Origin of the sequence: Mesorhizobium japonicum MAFF 303099, assembly GCF_000009625.1 — a bacterium.
In the GTDB taxonomy this organism is placed as follows: Bacteria; Pseudomonadota; Alphaproteobacteria; order Rhizobiales; family Rhizobiaceae; genus Mesorhizobium; species Mesorhizobium japonicum.
Map to the genome: position 1 here is coordinate 1,932,715 of NC_002678.2, position 17,161 is coordinate 1,949,875.

A 17,161-nucleotide genomic window follows, 5' to 3' on the forward strand; every position below is an offset into this window, starting at 1 on the left:
AGAACGCCAATGAAGTGGTTTTTGAGGCCAACGAGCTTGACCTCTATGTCGTGCCACTCGGCACGCATCGATCCCGCGCTGAACGCGTTCCGATACCCTGATTTCTTCCATCGGCGCCTGCAATATCGCTTTAGACGCGAGACAAAAAGTTCGAAGGGCTTGCGCGTACCCGAAGCTGGCGCCGTAAACGAAACGCCATTTCAGGCGTCGGAAGGCATTAAACCACCGCTGGCGGCGCTCACGGGTGAATGAGCCGGCCGCATTTTCAGAATCATGATCAATCATCGAGGCGCGTCGGAACCTTTTGTCCGCGATGCACTTCATTTGCATGTCCCAGAAGGTTGAACCCCCAATCCTGCCAGAGGACAGCCCCGATCGGGAGGTCAACTGTGAGGTTGCATTGGAGCCTGCGTTCGAGGAACTGCTCGCATCGTCACAAGCTCGCGGATGGACAGCCCAAGAGACGGCGGTAACTCTCCTGAAAATCGCGAAAGCGCATGCGGCCCAGCTTGAGGCCGTCGTAGACACAGACGGTTTTTGGAGGCAGAGCAGGTCGATCTCGTTGGATGCCGCAGCAGACGTCTTTCGCGAGGCAATGCGGCAGACTCTCAAGCGGTACTCACTTTGGTATTTGGTAGAGGGCGTGCTGCTGGTCGCAGCCGGAGTTCTGGCAGTGACCTTTCCGATGATCTCGTCGATTGCTGTGGTGAGCTTGCTCGGGTGGGTGCTGATTGTCAGCGGAGGCCTACAAGGCATAAGCCTGATCGGCGCGGGCCACGTGCCTCATTTCTGGCTGCAACTCATCTCCGTCATCCTTGCTCTGCTGATTGGTCTTCTCTTTCTGCGCCATCCTGGAAACGGACTGCTGACCATCACCTTGCTGCTGATCGTGTTCTTCATGATCGAGGGTATCGCGAAGGTCGTTTTCGCCCTCACCATCCGCCCCTTCCCCAACTGGGGCTGGGTCTTGGGGAGTGGGCTGATCGGGATTCTTCTTTCCGTGACGCTGTGGGTCAGGATCCCCGTGACAGCCGTGTGCCTGATCGGACTGCTGTTGGGGATAGAGCTGATTAGCGTTGGCGCGGCGATTGCTTACCTGGCCTGGCATGTGCGGAAGAGTTGAACGCTTGCGGGCTTGAGCGCAACGCGGTTTCCCCGAGCAATCACATGCAAGGCGAGTCCGAAGTCGTGTACGATTTCCAATCGGCTGCGCTATCCTGTCTTGATTGCCTTCGCGCTGGCGTGGGCGATCACGTGGAAGATGCTCTCGATGAGATCCTTTTCGCGGAACGGCTTGTTAAGCAGCGGGACATCCGATGGTCGATCGGCAATCGAGTCCGCATCGGCGTATCCGGTTATGATTATCGCCGGCCAATCGGAACGGAGATTGCGCGCAAAGCGAATGACTTCCACCCCGGAAACGAGTGGCATGGCGAAGTCAGTGACAATCACGTCGAATTCATGTGGCGCCCGTTCGATTATTGCCAGCGCTTCGGCGCTCCCAGCTGCGCAGGTCACAACGAAACCACGTTGCTGGAGTGATTGCGCGGTCAGTTGCCGCAACACGCTGCTGTCGTCGATCAAAAGAATCGACGGGAGTTCCTTGCCCGCATCGATCGGCTCTGCCTCGCGTTCAGCGACATCGCCGGCCGCCCGCTGCTCGATCGAACGGGGCAACCACAATTCCATCGCAGTTCCGCGACCAACCGCACTGTCTATGCGCAGCGAGCCGCCGGACTGCTTTATGAACCCGTAGACCGTACTCAGGCCCAAGCCCGTACCCTTGCCGACGGGCTTTGTCGTGAAAAAGGGTTCGACCACCTTGGCCAGAATGTCCTGTGGGATGCCAGCACCGGTGTCTTTGACAGTGACAACCACATAGTCGCCCGGCGGCAGATCTTCGGATGCGATTTCAATCACCCGATTTTGCGCATGCACTGTAATTGTTCCGCCCGACGGCATGGCGTCACGTGCATTGAAGACCAAATTCATCAAAGCCAGTTCCAGTTGGCCGACATCGACGTGTGCGAGCCAAACGGAATTGTCGATTTTCCATTCAAAGCGGATCAGCCCTCCCAGCACCGGAGCCACCAACCCGTTCATCGTGTCGCCCAAGGTCGCGAGATGGACAGCTGCCGGCTTCAGATTCTGACGCCGCGAAAAGGCCAGCATGCGGCTGACGAGTTCCGCGCCTTGTTTCGCCGAGCGCCGGGTTAGGTCAACGACCTGTCTCGCCTGATCGTCGAGCGTTGCGTGCCGCTCAAGCAATCCCAGTCCACTGAGTATTGCGGCAAGCAGATTGTTGAAGTCATGCGCCAACCCTCCCGTGAGCTTGCCGATTGCGTCGAGGCGTTGCGATTGAAGAAGCTGATCTTCGAGTTCACGCCGCTCGGTCACGTCGAGCAACGTACCCAAGATTTCGGGTCGGCGACCGTCAACACTTTTCGACAGGATGCCCTGGTCCAGAAAGATGCGGTATTTGCCATCAGCGCATTGCCAGCGGAACTCGCACGTGTACGATCCTGTAGCCTTTGCGGCCAGCAATGCTTCCCGCACCCTTGGCAGGTCATCAGGATGGACACGGCTCAGGCCAAAGCGCGGATCGGACGTCAGTCGCTCCGGTGGAAATCCCGTCAAGCGTTCGACACCCTTGGTGACAAAGCGGGCCGCAAAGGGCGGCTCGGCTGCTCTGGCGTGAAAGCAGACGGGCAAGGAGCCAAGAATGGCTTCCTGACGTTCCTCCGCGCTGCGTAGCGACCGCTCGGCCTCGAGCTTTTCTTTCTCGGCCTGCAGGGCCTTTGCCAGCAACGCTTGCTCAGCAATCGCCTTGCGCTGGATTTCGAGCGTCTTTTCGTGAAGCTCGACGAATACAGCCACTTTGGAGCGCAGCATGACTGGGTCGAACGGCTTGAACACATAGTCCACCGCGCCCGCATCGTAGCCGCGCAGCATATGGGCATCTTCCTTGTTGATGGCCGTGAGGAAGATCAGAGGCGTGCGCTTCGACTGTTCGCGCTGGCGGATCAGTCCGGCCGTCTCGTAGCCGTCGAGGCCCGGCATCAACACGTCCAGCAAAATAACAGCGAAATCCTGCTTCAACAGGCAGCGCAGGGCCTCCTCGCCGGATCGCACGGCGACGATTTCCGCAATTGGGGCCAAGACCTCTTGAATCGCCAACAGATTGCGTTCGTCATCATCGACTGCGAGCACGCGAGCCTTTGCCGGGCCGTCGGCCAATTGAGCGATTTCCAATTTCTTCGAACGTATCCGCGATGGTCTTTGCATCGGACACCCTCAGTTTACTGACGAGAGCAGCTTTTCCGAAGTCTCGACCCTCGCCCGAGAGCGTCCGATCCAGACCCGAAGCAGCGCCAGCAAAAGATCGAGATCGACCGGCTTGGCGATGTAGTCGGAAGCACCGGCGTCCAGGCATTTCTGCCGGTCGCCTTTCATTGCCTTGGCGGTTACGGATATCAGCGGGATGTGGGCAATGGCAGGCGTGTTGCGGATCTGCCGCATTGTCTCATAGCCATCCATCTCCGGCATCATGATGTCGATTAAGGCCGCATCCACGTCCGGCACCTGTTCCAGCAATGCGATTCCTTCCCGGCCACGTTCGGCGTGCATGACTTCGATGTCGTAAGTCTCAAGGACGCTGGTCAGCGAGTAGATGTTGCGGATGTCGTCATCGACGATGAGAACCTTGGCGCCGGCAAGATTGGATTTGTCGGCTTCTCCAGTCTCTCTTCCACTGTCTTGGCGTGCTCCGCCGGGAAGCGTTGCGGAAATATGCAGAGCCAATTGAGCGAAATTCTCGGCCCGCGGGACATCCGCCCAGGCCGGATTCAATGTCAGCACTTGCTCGATTGCCTCCGAGTGTGGAGCAAAGAACAGAAGCGGCGGCAAAGCGCCCGCGGATTGACTGGCAAGTTCATCCAGCGCCTGCGCATTGTCCTTGGCCGACCTTCCGAAGCCGAGCACAACCGCATCATACGAGGCGAGCTCGATATCATCCGCGTTAGCCGCAACACGACCGATAGCAGTGACCGAGGTGACGCCATCACGGATCGCTTCGACCAAGGACAGGCGACGCTCCGGATCGGGGTCGGCGACCAGGACCCGACGCTGAATGCGAAGCTTCCTCGAATGGATGTCCTGAAACACGTTCATCAGTTCGTCGGACGACACGGGCTTGGTCGAGATGCTCGATGCGCCCTTGCTGGCCAGATCATCGATGTCTTCGGCACCGGAAATCACGTGAACCGGAATGCCGCTGGTCTTGGGATCATGGCGCAGCAGATCGAACAGCACCCAGCCGTCGATGTCGGAAAGCCCCAGGTCCAGGGTGATGGCGTCAGGCACCAGCTTGCGAGCCAAGGCCAAAGTACCGGAGCCCGCGGTCGACAGCACGCCCTTCAGCCCGGCCGATCGCGCCAGGCCAAGGAGCAGACCGCCAAAGGTCGGGTCGTCCTCGACAATCAGAACGACCCTGTCCTCCGGTGATATGGCATCGCGATCGTCCATCAATTCCGCTGACGGCAAACCGCTGGGCGATCCGGCCGTGCCGATTGCCTCCGCAGCCGGAAGCAACTCCGGCTGGGTCGTCATGGCGACCCTTGGACCATCCAGGGGAATCATGAGCGTAAATGTAGATCCTTTGCCTGGGGTGCTTTCGACCCTTAGCTCGCCACCCAGCAGGCGCGCGATCTCGCGACTGATCGAGAGGCCAAGTCCGGTGCCGCCATACTTGCGGCTGGTGGTGCCGTCGGCCTGCTGGAAGGCCTCGAAGATCAGCTTCTGCTTGTCCTCCGGAATGCCTATGCCTGTGTCGGTCACGGCAATGGCCAAGGCTCTCTTCGGCTGTCTCGCGCCGTTACGGCGCCCAGTCTTTTCGACCCGGAAATCCAGGCGGACTTCGCCCGCAGATGTGAACTTGAAGGCATTCGAAAGCAGATTGAGCACGATCTGCTGCAGGCGTTTCTCATCGGTGCGCACGGTCTCAGGCAGTTCGGGATCGACGTTGATGGTAAAGCCAAGCCCCTTGTCGGCAGCAAGCTGGCGGAACGTCCGGTCCATATGCTGTCTGAGATGCGCCACGGGCATATCGTTGATGTCGATCGAGACCGTACCGGATTCGATCTTCGACAAATCGAGAATATCGTTGATGAGGCTGAGAAGGTCCGTTCCAGCGGAATTGATGGTGCGCGCAAACTCGACCTGTTTTTCGTTGAGATTACCCTGTTGGTTGGCTGCAAGCAGGTTGGACAGGATGAGCAGCGAATTGAGCGGCGTCCGGAGCTCGTGGCTCATATTGGCGAGAAACTCGGATTTGTATTTAGAGGTAAGCGCCAGTTGCTCAGCCTTCTCCTCCAGTGCCCTTCGCGCCATCTCGATTTCCAGATTTTTGTTTTCAACCTGTTTCTTCTCGTTCTCGAGAAGCTGAGCCTTTTCCTGCAGCTCTTCGTTGGTGGCGTGCAGTTCTTCCTGCTTCTTGGTGAGCTCGGTCTGACGCGCCTGCAATTCGGACGTCAGCAGCTGCGACTGCTTGAGCAGGCCTTCGGTCCGCATCGTCGCCGCGATCGTGTTCAGAACGATGCCAACGGATTCCATCAGCTGATTGAGAAACGATTGGTGCGTGTCGCGAAACTCGCTGAACGATGCGAGCTCGATGACGGCCTTCACCTCGTCTTCGAACAGGGCGGGAAGAATGATGACGTTTGCCGGCGAGGCACCACCGAGACCCGACGTTATCCGCAGAAAGTCCGGCGGGACATCGTCAAGCATGATGGCCCGCTTGTCGGCGGCACTCTGGCCGACCAGGCCTTCGCGCAGATCGAGGCGTTGCTTTATGGCAGCCTTGCTCTCGGCGCCATAGGACGCCGCCAGCTCCAGATAGGACTCCTCCTCATCGCGGTTGGTCACGTAAAAGACCCCGTACTGCGCGTTCACCAGAGGAGCGAGCTCAGACATGATAAGACGCGACACCGTAGCCAGATCGCGCTCGCCCTGCAGCATACGCGAGAAGCGCGCGAGATTGGTCTTCAGCCAATCCTGCTCCGCGTTCTTAAGTGTCTGATCCTTGAGGTTGCGGATCATCTCGTTGATGTTGTCCTTCAGCGCGGCGACCTCACCGGAGGCCTCGACGCTGATCGAGCGCGTCAGATCGCCCTTCGTCACGGCGGTCGAGACTTCGGCGATTGCGCGCACCTGGGTCGTCAGATTGGCGGCCAGCTGATTGACGTTGTCCGTCAGGTCGCGCCAGAGACCGGCAGCACCGGGCACGCGTGCCTGGCCTCCTAGTTTGCCCTCTATGCCCACTTCGCGCGCAACGTTGGTCACCTGGTCAGCGAAGGTGGCGAGGGTTTCGATCATCCCATTGATGGTGTCGGCGAGAGACGCGATTTCGCCCTTTGCGTCCACCGTCAGCTTGCGCTTTAAATTGCCTTGCGCGACGGCGGTCACAACGTCGGCAATGCCCCGCACCTGATTGGTCAGATTGGTGGCCATCAGATTGACGTTGTCGGTCAAATCCTTCCACGTTCCGGCAACGCCGCGGACTTGCGCCTGCCCACCAAGCTTGCCCTCGGTGCCGACTTCACGCGCGACGCGTGTCACCTCGCCGGCGAATGAATTCAATTGGTCCACCATGGTATTGATGGTGGACTTGAGCTCCAGGATTTCGCCCTTCACGTCCACCGTGATCTTCTTCGAAAGATCACCACGCGCAACGGCGGTCGTCACCTCGGCAATGTTGCGAACCTGGCCTGTCAGGTTCTCGGCCATGGAATTCACATTGTCGGTCAGGTCCTTCCAGGTGCCGGCCACACCGCGGACCTGAGCCTGGCCGCCGAGCTTTCCCTCCGTTCCGACTTCGCGCGCGACACGCGTCACCTCGCCCGCAAAGGAATTCAACTGGTCGACCATGGTGTTGATGGTGGATTTGAGCTCGAGAATTTCACCCTTCACGTCCACGGTGATTTTCTTCGAAAGGTCACCCAGCGCGACGGCGGTGGTCACTTCCGCGATGTTTCGAACCTGACCCGTGAGGTTCGCCGCCATAGCGTTCACATTGTCAGTCAGGTCTTTCCAGGTGCCGGCCACACCGCGCACCTGAGCCTGGCCGCCGAGCTTGCCGTCGGAACCGACCTCGCGCGCCACACGCGTCACCTCCGAGGCAAAAGAGTTCAGCTGATCAACCATCGTGTTGATCACGTCCTTGATCTGCAAAATCTCGCCCAAAGCATCGACGGTGATCTTCTGGGTCAGATCGCCCGTCGCGATCGCCGTCGCCACTTTCGACACGTCACGCAACTGCACCGTCAAATTGCCAGCCATCGCGTTGACGTTGTCGGTGAGGTCTTTCCAAGTGCCGCCGACACCTTCCACATGTGCCTGTCCGCCAAGCTTGCCTTCCGAACCAACCTCACGCGCCACGCGTGTGACTTCGGAGGCGAAGGAGTTCAGCTGGTCGACCATCGTGTTGACGGTGTCCTTGAGTTCCAGGATTTCGCCTTTGACGTCGACGGTGATCTTTTTCGAAAGGTCGCCTCGGGCGACGGCCGTGGTCACCTCCGCGATGTTGCGGACCTGTCCGGTCAGGTTGGCCGCCATCAGATTGACGTTGTCCGTCAAGTCCTTCCAGGTGCCGCCGACACCTCTCACCTCTGCCTGGCCGCCAAGCTTGCCTTCCGTGCCGACCTCGCGCGCCACGCGCGTGACTTCTGAAGCGAACGAGTTCAGCTGATCCACCATCGTGTTGATGGTGTCCTTGAGCTCGAGAATTTCGCCTTGCACCGCAACCGTGATCTTCTTCGACAGATCGCCAGAGGCGACCGCAGTCGTCACCTCAGCAATGTTGCGAACCTGGCCCGTCAGGTTCTCCGCCATAGAGTTGACGTTGTCGGTCAAGTCTTTCCATGTTCCGGCAACGCCACGCACTTGAGCCTGACCGCCAAGCTTTCCCTCGGTGCCGACTTCGCGCGCCACACGCGTGACTTCCGAAGCGAAAGAATTCAGCTGATCGACCATTGTGTTGATGGTGTTCTTCAGCTCGAGGATTTCGCCCTTCACGTCGACGGTGATCTTCTTCGAAAGATCGCCCAACGCCACCGCAGTTGTCACCTCGGCGATGTTGCGGACCTGACCGGTCAGGTTTTCCGCCATCAGGTTCACGTTGTCGGTCAGATCCTTCCAGGTGCCGCCGACTCCCTCGACGCGCGCCTGGCCGCCGAGCTTGCCTTCAGTGCCGACCTCCCGTGCGACGCGTGTCACTTCCGATGCGAAAGAATTGAGCTGGTCGACCATCGTGTTGATGGTGTTCTTGAGTTCGAGGATCTCCCCCTTCACGTCGACCGTGATCTTCTTCGACAAGTCGCCGGAAGCGACCGCTGTGGTGACTTCGGCGATGTTGCGGACCTGGCCGGTCAGATTGGTGGCCATCGCATTGACGTTGTCGGTAAGGTCCTTCCAGGTGCCGGCGACGCCCTTCACTCGAGCCTGTCCGCCAAGTTTTCCTTCCGTGCCGACTTCGCGAGCGACACGTGTCACCTCCGACGCAAAGGAGGCCAATTGCCCGACCATGGTGTTGACGATCTTGCCGATGCGCAGAAACTCCCCGCGCAGCGGGCGGCCATCGATTTCAACCATCATGGTTTGGGAAAGATCCCCCTTGGCAACCGCGCCGATGACGCGGGCCACCTCGGCCGTCGGTTGGACCATGTCTTCGATAAGGTCGTTGACTGACCGGACGCTCGATTCCCAGCTGCCGGTAGCATTGCGGACGTGGCCGCGCTCACCGATCCTGCCATCTTTGCCGACCACCCTGCTCAGGCGTTCGAACTCGCGCGTCACCTGATCGTTCAATTCGACGATCTGATTGAAGGTGTCGGCGATGTCTGAATCAATTCCCTCGTAGACGTTGTCGATGCGAACGGAGAAGTCGCCTCGTCGGAAAGCCTTTAGTGAATTGAGAATTTGTCGAGGGTCTAATTGCGCTCTTGATGCCTGCACACTCACAGTGCCACTCCCAGCCTAGCGGTTTTGTGAAAGAACTGATTGCCTGATGAAATCCCCGGCCCCCTTGCGGCGACGTATACAATCCACCGCAAGGCTCAAAACGTGGAATTGGTCGATTGGTTCCGAGGCGGCGGCAGTGCCGCTCACATCCCATGCTGCAGCGTCACCGAGATCGAGGACCTGTTCTGATGGCGCGGCGGCCGGCTCACATTTACCGCGAATGTCGTCCTAAACGGGCGCCCGGTGGGCGTGGTGGGCAGGCAATCAGCCGGCGCCGTGCCCACAATAGGCCCAAAACGTTTTGGGCCGATGTCACTTTTCACAATAGAATCAATGGTTATGGTGGGGCCCGGAGGACATATTAAGATCATTGATTTTGTCGGCTTTTTCGTGGTCCAAAATCAGAAATCTTTCCGTATGGTTCCGAGTGGTTCCGCTGTCGACCTGCTCCTGTCCAATTTCACTGGCATATGCGCGCCCTAGGGAAGTCCTGAACTGAAAGTCAGAGACTGCGCCCAGAAACGGACAGCTTTTGATCAGCCCCGGCCAATGGCGAAAAATCGGATCTGGCCAGCACCCCAGCTATCCTGGCAAAGCTGACAAATGCCTGTCGCGCCTGTTCGGTTGTCATCTGCCCGGCGATTGCGGCGTTGCAGCTCCTCACCGCGCAGCTGTATACCGGTCCCCGACGGCCCTTCGGCCATTGATTCAAGAATACCAGCGCCTCCCGCACCGAGTTGATGTCGTGTCTCACGCCACTGGTCTTAACCTGCACAGGGGCAGGGAAAGCCAGACCGGTCATTTGTTACCTCCCTGGGGTTGCAAGGTTGATTCAGCATCCCATGACGGCTCTTTCGTTTGAGGCTGTTGGACGTCATTTGACCATCCTCGCTATCTGCGAGGGCCGGGGCTCGTCGAGCCCCGACCTTCCTTCGCGACCGTCATTTGTTGCCGTTGATTGCAATGCGCTTGGCGTTTGCCTGCGCCCTTTTGGTCTTCGGCAGCGTCACGGTGAGCACGCCGTTCTTGAACGTCGCCGCCACCTTGTCGTCTTCAACCTCACGACCGAGACCAAAGCGCCGCTCAAAACGCCCATAATAGCGTTCGCTGAACTGGCGGTCCTTGTCCTCGGTCTCAGCCTTCTTCTCGCCGCGAAGCGTCAGAACACCATCATCCAGCATGACCTCGACGTCGTTTTCATCGAGGCCAGGGATTTCGGCCGTCAGCCGGATTTCCTCATCGGTTTCCGAGAACTCCACGCCTGGCCAAGTGCCGTTGAGAGGGGCCATGCGGCCCAGCACCGAAGGCGTGTCAAAACCGCGGAACACCTCGTCGAATAGCCGGTTGACATTGCGGTGCAACGACAGGAACGGATCCATGTCGTCACCGCGATAAATGCTCGGTGCCGGGCCGCCGCCACGGCTCCAGGGAATCAAGTCACGTACGCTCATTTGTCCTTCTCCTTTCCGTGTTTTTGGGTCGCATCCGGTCCCCAGCCACGACAGGACGGGGTGCAGGCCGACCGCCAAAGATCAGGCCGCCGCGCTTTCAATGCGCTTGGACGCCGCCTTCTTGTCGTTCTCGACATTGATCGCGATGCGGCGCGGCTTCATCTCCTCGGGAATTTCTTTCCTGAGGTCGATAATCAGCAGACCGTTTTCGAGCTTTGCCCCGACAATGGTCACATGATCGGCTAGTTCGAAGCGGCGCGCGAACGACCTCAACGCCAGGCCATGATGGAGGTACTGAACCTCGTCGTTCTCTGTCTTGGCGCCCTCGATCACGAGCATATTTGGCTCCTGCGTGATCGTAAGCTCGTCTTCCCCGAAACCGGCGACCGCGAGGACAATGCGGTAGGTGTCTTCGCCGAGCTTGGCGATATCGTAGGGCGGCCAGTTGTCCGCGTTCTGTGGTGGGCTGGCGTTTTCGAGCAGGTTGAAGATGCGGTCAAAGCCGATGCTCGACCGATAGAAGGGGGAAAGGTCCAGGTTCGTTCTCATAACTACATCCTCCTTGGAGCAACATAGATACGAGGGAACGCCAAGAAGCATGGCGCTCCCTGACACATCGGCCCCTTATGCGGCGACCGACGAGAATGAGTTGGGAATTGACTTCCGCAGCGTCAAGAGGGACGCCAAGGCAGTTTCGCGACCGCCTTCGAATGGCTGGTGGCAAGCGCTCCATCGAATACCCATCTGCTTCGCTGATATTTCGAACGGAGGAAAAGGATGACTATGACACGCCAAGACGTTGTCTCGGTCCTTGGGCCTGTAGACGACGTGACGATTGCTGAGATCATCGCGTCCGGTGCCTCGCTCGAGGAATTGAGAGAGGCGTGGGCCTGGGCCTTTGGTGACGAGGCGCTGATGAGCCAGGGGCGACCGCTGCCGGGAACACGGGTAGCAGCGCTAATCGACCTGATCGAGCCCGATGACGAAGGCGACGTGGCAGATCCGGCCCGGGCGCATCCGGGCGTCGGTAGTTGATCAGAGATGCATGGATCGCCACGCTATTCCAACGATTCCAAGCGCGCCGTTTAAGGTCTTGAGGATGCTCGCAGATTTGGACGGCCTCGCCCGACAACGGTGTGTCGTTGGCATGACAGTTCGCGAGGCCGTCGCTGCAAGTGTCTTGCCAGCTTCGAGCCCTTATTCCTGAAAGACTGCGAAGACGACTATTGGCCGACAGTGTGGGCCGCCCAGGAGTAGGCCAGAGCGGCCATCCGTCGCCCTGCCGTGCTGTAGCAGTGGCCTGCCTCGATCCGGCTGGCACTTCAGCAGCAAGCACGATCGCAAGACCAGCTACTAATCCTTGGTCGGGGGCAGCTTTGGCACACAGTCAACCGCTTCGCCGCAGCGCGAGGTATCGGGCAACGATCTGAAATTTGCCTTCTCTGTCTGCCGGACCAGTTTCGCAAACAAGAGCGCGAAACATGCCATCATGACGACAATGATAATCAAGCGAATAAACGGCAAGCGCAGTCTCCGCTGGTCGAGCCTCGTCAACCGCCCCACGCTGCATCTGTCTCGGTCATCGCTGCAGTGTACAGTAGGCCATGGGCAAATTGCCAATGCGTTGGGTAGCTCGCTAAGCTGTCCTGCTTCCCATCGATATCGCAAAGATCGCAGGGGCCTGGTCGATTTCCTCCTCCCATGGCAGTGGTGACGCGTCGACCGATGCGGCGGCGGTACGATTGCCGCCGCAAGCGAAATCAACGGTCAATTTCTGTAGGATGGCCTGCACCGCCAATCTTGGGCCCTGTCATCCAAGGCGGCGCCGCGGGAACATCCTCAATGACACCGACCCTGCGTGCCCAAGTCGTAAATGTCTTGTGTGCCGCATCGACGGACTTTCGACCATCATATGCGGAGTAGCAAGTGTCACTCGCCGCTGCGTGAAGCAGGCCGCGCCTTTCGAGCGGCCATTCCTCAAGAAACTCTATCGCATCCATGACACAAGCTATCCTTCGGAGAGCGAAGCCATCATCTCGTACGAAGATCGCCTGTTTGAACATTCCATCTTCCATAGTGACCTCCCTTCAAACAGTGTGGCAACCGATCCTACCTCGCCTCTGCGTGGCAAGCATCTCAGTTCCGGCAAGTCGACGCGCTTGGACGCCATAGCAAACAAGACGGAATTCTGCCCGACATCCGCCAAGCTGCACTCGACATAGGAACAGATTGGAAAGACCTCCTTTGGGTTCAAGGGGTCGGCAACCGGACGGGTGGCGCTGGTCGCCACGATTGGGCGCCGGCTATTGAATGGTAAAAATGCCGTCTACCGCCTGCCATTCGGAAGGCCGGATCAAGTGGTGATGGGCGACGCGCACGGAATGCAGCGCGCCTTCCAGTTCGCGCTCCCAGTAATCCAGAAACCCCTTGAGGGTCGGGAATTCCGGTGCGAGATCGTATTCCTGCCAAACGTAGAGCTGCAAAAGGCTCGGATGATCGGGAAGGTGGTAGTGAATCTCCGCGGTTGTGAGACCGTAGCCCTCCATCTGCAGCCGGAATTCCCTGCTGACCATGCGTCTCTCCTATCGCGCGCGTTCAGGCATCAAGTCCTTGCGGGCGTTCTCTGGCCCGCCATTCCTCGAGGTCACAGCCTACCTCGGCGCGACTATCGTCCAGTCGGCGAAGTGCGTCCATGACGGCGTCAAACGTCACCGGGCTCGCAGCACCCGGTGGCTTTCGCAGCGCAGGCATGGAGTCGACGGCGCAAGCATCAGAAGCCCATGAGGCAAGAATGGCGCGCTTTTCCTGAGGGTCGAGCGTGCGGTCGCCCACCACCTCATCGGGGTGGCTAAAGTGCCGCGCCGGAAACAGCAGGCGGTCAAGCGAAGGATCAGAGGTTTCAGGGGCGATCGAGGGGATGTTTTTCGGGAAAGTTCGTTCCATCGACAGTCTCCGCTTCCTAACAATCTCCTTGGCATCGTTGTGGTGCAGAAGGCCCCCTACGGGACCCCAGCGCCAAAAAATTTCGTGGAGTTCGTATCGAATTTCAAGACCTGACAATCACGCGCCCTGGCGAAAATAGCTGCATGAATTCATGTCGCTAGCACTCTCGCACGCCGAGTGCCAAAATTTTTGCGGCGACCCCTTGAAACTCGAAAAATGCAAAACTAGGTCGTTATGCGCGCGATGCCTGAAAAAGGGTCGTGGCGCCCCGCACCGGCCTGATATTGCCGATCCGGTGTGGAGGAACCTCAAAAATCTGTTTGTCCCGAAGGAGAACGATATGACGTTCCGTCCATTGCATGACCGTATCCTGGTCCGCCGCATCGAAGCCGAGGAGAAGACGGCCGGCGGCATCATCATCCCCGATACCGCCAAGGAGAAGCCGCAGGAGGGCGAGGTGATTGCCATCGGCCCAGGCGCCCGTGACGAGAGCGGCAAGCTCACGCCTCTCGACGTCAAGGCGGGCGATCGCATCCTGTTCGGCAAGTGGTCCGGCACTGAGATCAAGCTCAACGGCGAGGATCTGCTGATCATGAAGGAGAGCGACGTGATGGGCGTGATCGAGCAGACCGCGACGGTCAAGAAAGCCGCCTGACCAAGGCTTTGATCCAACCGCATCCAATCAATGAAGCTGCCTGTTGAAGGAGTGATCCAATGGCTGCCAAGGAAGTGAAATTCCATTCCGACGCCCGTGAGAAGATGCTGCGCGGCGTCAACATCCTCGCCGACGCGGTGAAGGTGACGCTCGGCCCCAAGGGCCGCAACGTCGTCATCGACAAGTCGTTCGGCGCCCCGCGCATCACCAAGGACGGCGTCACCGTCGCCAAGGAAATCGAGCTCGAGGACAAGTTCGAGAACATGGGCGCCCAGATGGTCCGCGAGGTCGCCTCGAAGACCAGCGATCTGGCCGGCGACGGCACCACGACTGCAACGGTGCTTGCCCAGGCGATCGTCAAGGAAGGTGCGAAGGCCGTCGCCTCGGGGATGAACCCGATGGACCTGAAGCGCGGCATCGATAAGGCCGTCGAAGCGATTGTTCAGGAGTTGAAGACCAACGCCCGCAAGGTGACCAGGAATGACGAGATCGCCCAGGTCGGCACCATCTCGGCCAATGGCGACGCCGAGATCGGCCGCTTCCTGGCCGAGGCGATGCAGAAGGTCGGCAACGAAGGCGTCATCACCGTCGAGGAAGCCAAGACCGCCGAGACCGAACTCGAAGTCGTAGAGGGCATGCAATTCGATCGCGGCTATCTCAGCCCGTACTTCATCACCAATCAGGACAAGATGCGCGTCGAACTCGAAGAGCCCTATGTGCTGATCCACGAGAAGAAGCTGTCCAATCTGCAGGCGCTGCTTCCGGTGCTGGAGGCCGTGGTCCAGTCTTCCAAACCGCTGCTGATCATCGCCGAGGATGTCGAGGGCGAGGCCTTGGCCACCCTGGTCGTCAACAAGCTGCGCGGTGGCCTTAAGGTCGCTGCCGTCAAGGCGCCCGGCTTCGGCGACCGCCGCAAGGCGATGCTGGAAGACATCGCCATCCTGACCGGCGGCACGGCCATCAGCGAGGATCTCGGCATCAAGCTGGAGAACGTCACGCTGGAGATGCTGGGCCGCGCCAAGAAGGTGGTGATCGAGAAGGAGAACACCACCATCGTCGACGGCGCCGGTTCGAAGGACGAGATCCAGGGCCGCGTCAGTCAGATCAAGTCGCAGATCGAGGAGACTACCTCCGACTACGACAAGGAAAAGCTGCAGGAGCGGCTGGCCAAGCTCGCCGGCGGTGTCGCCGTCATCCGCGTCGGCGGCTCGACGGAGGTCGAGGTCAAGGAGCGCAAGGACCGTGTCGACGATGCCATGCATGCGACGCGCGCTGCGGTCGAGGAAGGCGTGTTGCCAGGTGGCGGCGTGGCGCTTCTGCGTGCCGCCAAGGCACTGGACAGCGTGCAGGCCGAGAATGAAGACCAGAAGCACGGTATCGAGATCGTGCGCCGCGCGATCGAAGCGCCCGTGCGCCAGATCGCCGAGAACGCCGGCGCGGAAGGCTCGATCATCGTCGGCAAGCTGCGTGAGAAACCGGAGTTCGGCTGGGGCTGGAACGCACAGACCAACGCGTTCGGCGACCTCTACAACGAGGGCGTCATCGACCCGGTGAAGGTGGTGCGGACCGCGCTCCAGGATGCGGCATCGGTTGCCGGCCTGCTGGTAACGACGGAAGCGATGGTTGCCGAGAAGCCGAAGAAGGAACCCGCCGTTCCGGCAATGCCGGCTGGTGGCATGGACTTCTGATGGTAACGGCTGTGTCCGCGCCCGGTGGGCGCGGACACCCTGACAAATGAGTAGAGCCATGAATGTGATGAACTTGAACGTAATCCCCCCGCCGGCGCGTGCGGCCACCGATCTGAACTACGAAGCAGACCTGAAGATTGCGCTTGACCCGATACTGGTCGAGTTGCTCGACAGAGCGGAGGCCGCGGGTTGGGACCGGCGCAAAGCAGCATACACGGTGATGTTTCTGGCTGCGCGGAATCTTACCGACAGCAAAGGCCCTCCTGGAAACGGGAGTTCGGCAGGCTAAGGCGCGACGCACGCAATCCATCGCGCACGCGCCGTGGGAAAGGCTTCCGATCGATTGAGCTAACCACGTTAAACGGAGGAAAACATGGAACACAATCAATTTCAGCATCCCGTGAGGGTGCTCGTGGGTCTTGGGTTTCCGACCGACATTCAAAGCGTAAAAGACGCCTTCGTCATGCTGGATGAATGGCCGCCATCGAAGCGAAACCCTGCTCATGGCGTCGCGCTCAATGCCTGTCGGGCAGCCCTCGCCGGCGAGGTGGATGCCGAAACCGCTCGCAGCACCTTTGTTGCGTTCGCCCGCCGCATGGATTTGCTTGTACAGGCCGCAGGCGACGTCGTCGCGGCCAAGGCAGTTGGCGCTTTCGGAGATGCTTCGAGAGGCCCCCATAACAAGTCGATGTAATCGGTCTGTGGGAGCGGAGAAAGCTATGAGGGATATTCGATTTCCCGAACCAGTGAGACTGCGCGTGAGACCCTCGAGGGAGCGGGTGGTTGCCAGCAGTTGGGAAGCACTTGAGTGCCTTCATGACCAATGGCCAGAATGGGCGAGAGGACCAAGCTATCGAGCTGCCTGCCGCACTTGTCGCGACTCCTTGGACGGATGGCGGGCTCCGCAACAAGCAAGAAGGGCATTTTTGAAAGCGGCCCGTCGTGCGGGTTTGGTCCAGGCCTCATAGTGAGTTCAGCGCCGAGCAAGTCTTTGCTTTGCAAACGACGCAATCTGAACGATTGCACGCCTCCTTCGGATCGGCAAGGAGCGGATATGACCCGGCGGCCGAAGTCGGAACCAGCCTAATTGCACGTCGTTGCCGCCGTTTACCGCAAGCATCGTTCCCAAGCCTTTCGAAACGGCGAGTCATGAGCTGCGAGTGACGAGCGCCATCAATGAGACGGACAAGACTGACGAAAAGGCCCAAAATCATTTCGCCTACAACTTACGCACTTACGCGACAGCGCTCAATTCAAACTCGAAGAATTGAGCACAGATCTTTGATTTGTAACAAGTTGGTGGGCCCGGAGGACGAGTTAAAATCATTGATTTAATTAGCTTTTTCGTGGGCCAAGATCAGAAGTCTTCCCGTATCGTTCCGCATGCACCCGCGTACCCGTACAGTCGA

16 protein-coding genes are annotated in these 17,161 nt (G+C 59.2%); 8 read left to right on the top strand and 8 right to left on the bottom strand.

Translation table 11 applies throughout. The features are described 5' to 3' along the window. The first annotated feature begins 9 nt into the window (after positions 1 to 9). Positions 10 to 252, top strand: coding sequence for a hypothetical protein (locus MAFF_RS39060; RefSeq protein ID WP_157865967.1), 243 nt, complete (start codon positions 10 to 12; stop codon positions 250 to 252). A 76-nt stretch (positions 253 to 328) separates the two neighbouring features. After that, a complete protein-coding gene (locus MAFF_RS10480; protein WP_244420768.1) occupies positions 329 to 1,123 on the top strand; it encodes an HdeD family acid-resistance protein in 795 nt (264 codons plus the stop codon). 89 nt (positions 1,124 to 1,212) lie between these two features. Here the strand turns inward: MAFF_RS10480 and MAFF_RS10485 are convergent, their stop codons facing one another. The 5 genes from MAFF_RS10485 to MAFF_RS10505 all read right to left on the bottom strand — a co-directional run bounded on the left by MAFF_RS10485 (position 1,213) and on the right by MAFF_RS10505 (position 11,015). Beyond that, positions 1,213 to 3,237: a response regulator gene (locus MAFF_RS10485; protein ID WP_244420769.1), complete on the bottom strand. Its 2,025-nt coding sequence runs from the start codon at positions 3,235 to 3,237 to the stop codon at positions 1,213 to 1,215. A 57-nt stretch (positions 3,238 to 3,294) separates the two neighbouring features. Next, positions 3,295 to 9,009: a HAMP domain-containing protein gene (locus tag MAFF_RS10490; protein WP_044550789.1), complete on the bottom strand. Its 5,715-nt coding sequence runs from the start codon at positions 9,007 to 9,009 to the stop codon at positions 3,295 to 3,297. A 508-nt stretch (positions 9,010 to 9,517) separates the two neighbouring features. Further along, a complete protein-coding gene (locus tag MAFF_RS10495) occupies positions 9,518 to 9,817 on the bottom strand; it encodes a DUF982 domain-containing protein (RefSeq protein ID WP_044548229.1) in 300 nt (99 codons plus the stop codon). Positions 9,818 to 9,956: 139 nt separating this feature from the next. Continuing rightward, positions 9,957 to 10,466 (bottom strand): Hsp20/alpha crystallin family protein, encoded by a 510-nt coding sequence (locus tag MAFF_RS10500; protein ID WP_010910882.1) that lies wholly within the window; start codon positions 10,464 to 10,466, stop codon positions 9,957 to 9,959. A gap of 81 nt (positions 10,467 to 10,547) precedes the next feature. After that, on the bottom strand, positions 10,548 to 11,015 hold the full coding sequence (locus tag MAFF_RS10505; protein ID WP_010910883.1) for an Hsp20 family protein: 468 nt from the start codon (positions 11,013 to 11,015) through the stop codon (positions 10,548 to 10,550). A 228-nt stretch (positions 11,016 to 11,243) separates the two neighbouring features. On the opposite strand from MAFF_RS10505, the gene MAFF_RS10510 reads away from it, so the two are divergent. Continuing rightward, positions 11,244 to 11,501, top strand: a complete 258-nt coding sequence (locus tag MAFF_RS10510; protein ID WP_010910884.1) for a hypothetical protein — start codon at positions 11,244 to 11,246, stop codon at positions 11,499 to 11,501. A gap of 725 nt (positions 11,502 to 12,226) precedes the next feature. Here the strand turns inward: MAFF_RS10510 and MAFF_RS37610 are convergent. From MAFF_RS37610 to MAFF_RS10530, 3 genes are all read right to left on the bottom strand, one after another. Next, the gene (locus MAFF_RS37610) at positions 12,227 to 12,541 is read right to left on the bottom strand and encodes a DUF982 domain-containing protein (protein ID WP_080511831.1); all 315 of its coding nucleotides are present in this window, start codon (positions 12,539 to 12,541) and stop codon (positions 12,227 to 12,229) included. A gap of 228 nt (positions 12,542 to 12,769) precedes the next feature. Further along, a complete protein-coding gene (locus MAFF_RS10525; RefSeq protein WP_010910886.1) occupies positions 12,770 to 13,039 on the bottom strand; it encodes an usg protein in 270 nt (89 codons plus the stop codon). A 22-nt stretch (positions 13,040 to 13,061) separates the two neighbouring features. Then, positions 13,062 to 13,409 (bottom strand): hypothetical protein, encoded by a 348-nt coding sequence (locus tag MAFF_RS10530; RefSeq protein ID WP_010910887.1) that lies wholly within the window; start codon positions 13,407 to 13,409, stop codon positions 13,062 to 13,064. A 340-nt stretch (positions 13,410 to 13,749) separates the two neighbouring features. Here MAFF_RS10530 and groES point away from each other — a divergent pair, with 340 nt between their 5' ends. The 5 genes from groES (at position 13,750) to MAFF_RS37615 (ending at position 16,720) form a co-directional block, all read left to right on the top strand. Then, the gene (groES, locus tag MAFF_RS10535; protein WP_010910888.1) at positions 13,750 to 14,064 is read left to right on the top strand and encodes a co-chaperone GroES; all 315 of its coding nucleotides are present in this window, start codon (positions 13,750 to 13,752) and stop codon (positions 14,062 to 14,064) included. A gap of 59 nt (positions 14,065 to 14,123) precedes the next feature. After that, entirely contained in the window at positions 14,124 to 15,752 is a 1,629-nt protein-coding gene (gene groL, locus MAFF_RS10540) for a chaperonin GroEL (protein ID WP_010910889.1), read from the top strand. 58 nt (positions 15,753 to 15,810) lie between these two features. Continuing rightward, positions 15,811 to 16,041, top strand: coding sequence for a hypothetical protein (locus tag MAFF_RS10545; protein WP_044548232.1), 231 nt, complete (start codon positions 15,811 to 15,813; stop codon positions 16,039 to 16,041). An 84-nt stretch (positions 16,042 to 16,125) separates the two neighbouring features. Beyond that, positions 16,126 to 16,446 carry a DUF982 domain-containing protein gene (locus MAFF_RS10550; protein WP_044548233.1) on the top strand — a complete coding sequence of 107 codons (321 nt, stop codon included), beginning with the start codon at positions 16,126 to 16,128 and terminating at the stop codon, positions 16,444 to 16,446. A gap of 25 nt (positions 16,447 to 16,471) precedes the next feature. After that, positions 16,472 to 16,720, top strand: coding sequence for a DUF982 domain-containing protein (locus MAFF_RS37615; RefSeq protein WP_080511832.1), 249 nt, complete (start codon positions 16,472 to 16,474; stop codon positions 16,718 to 16,720). The last annotated feature ends 441 nt before the right edge of the window (positions 16,721 to 17,161 follow it).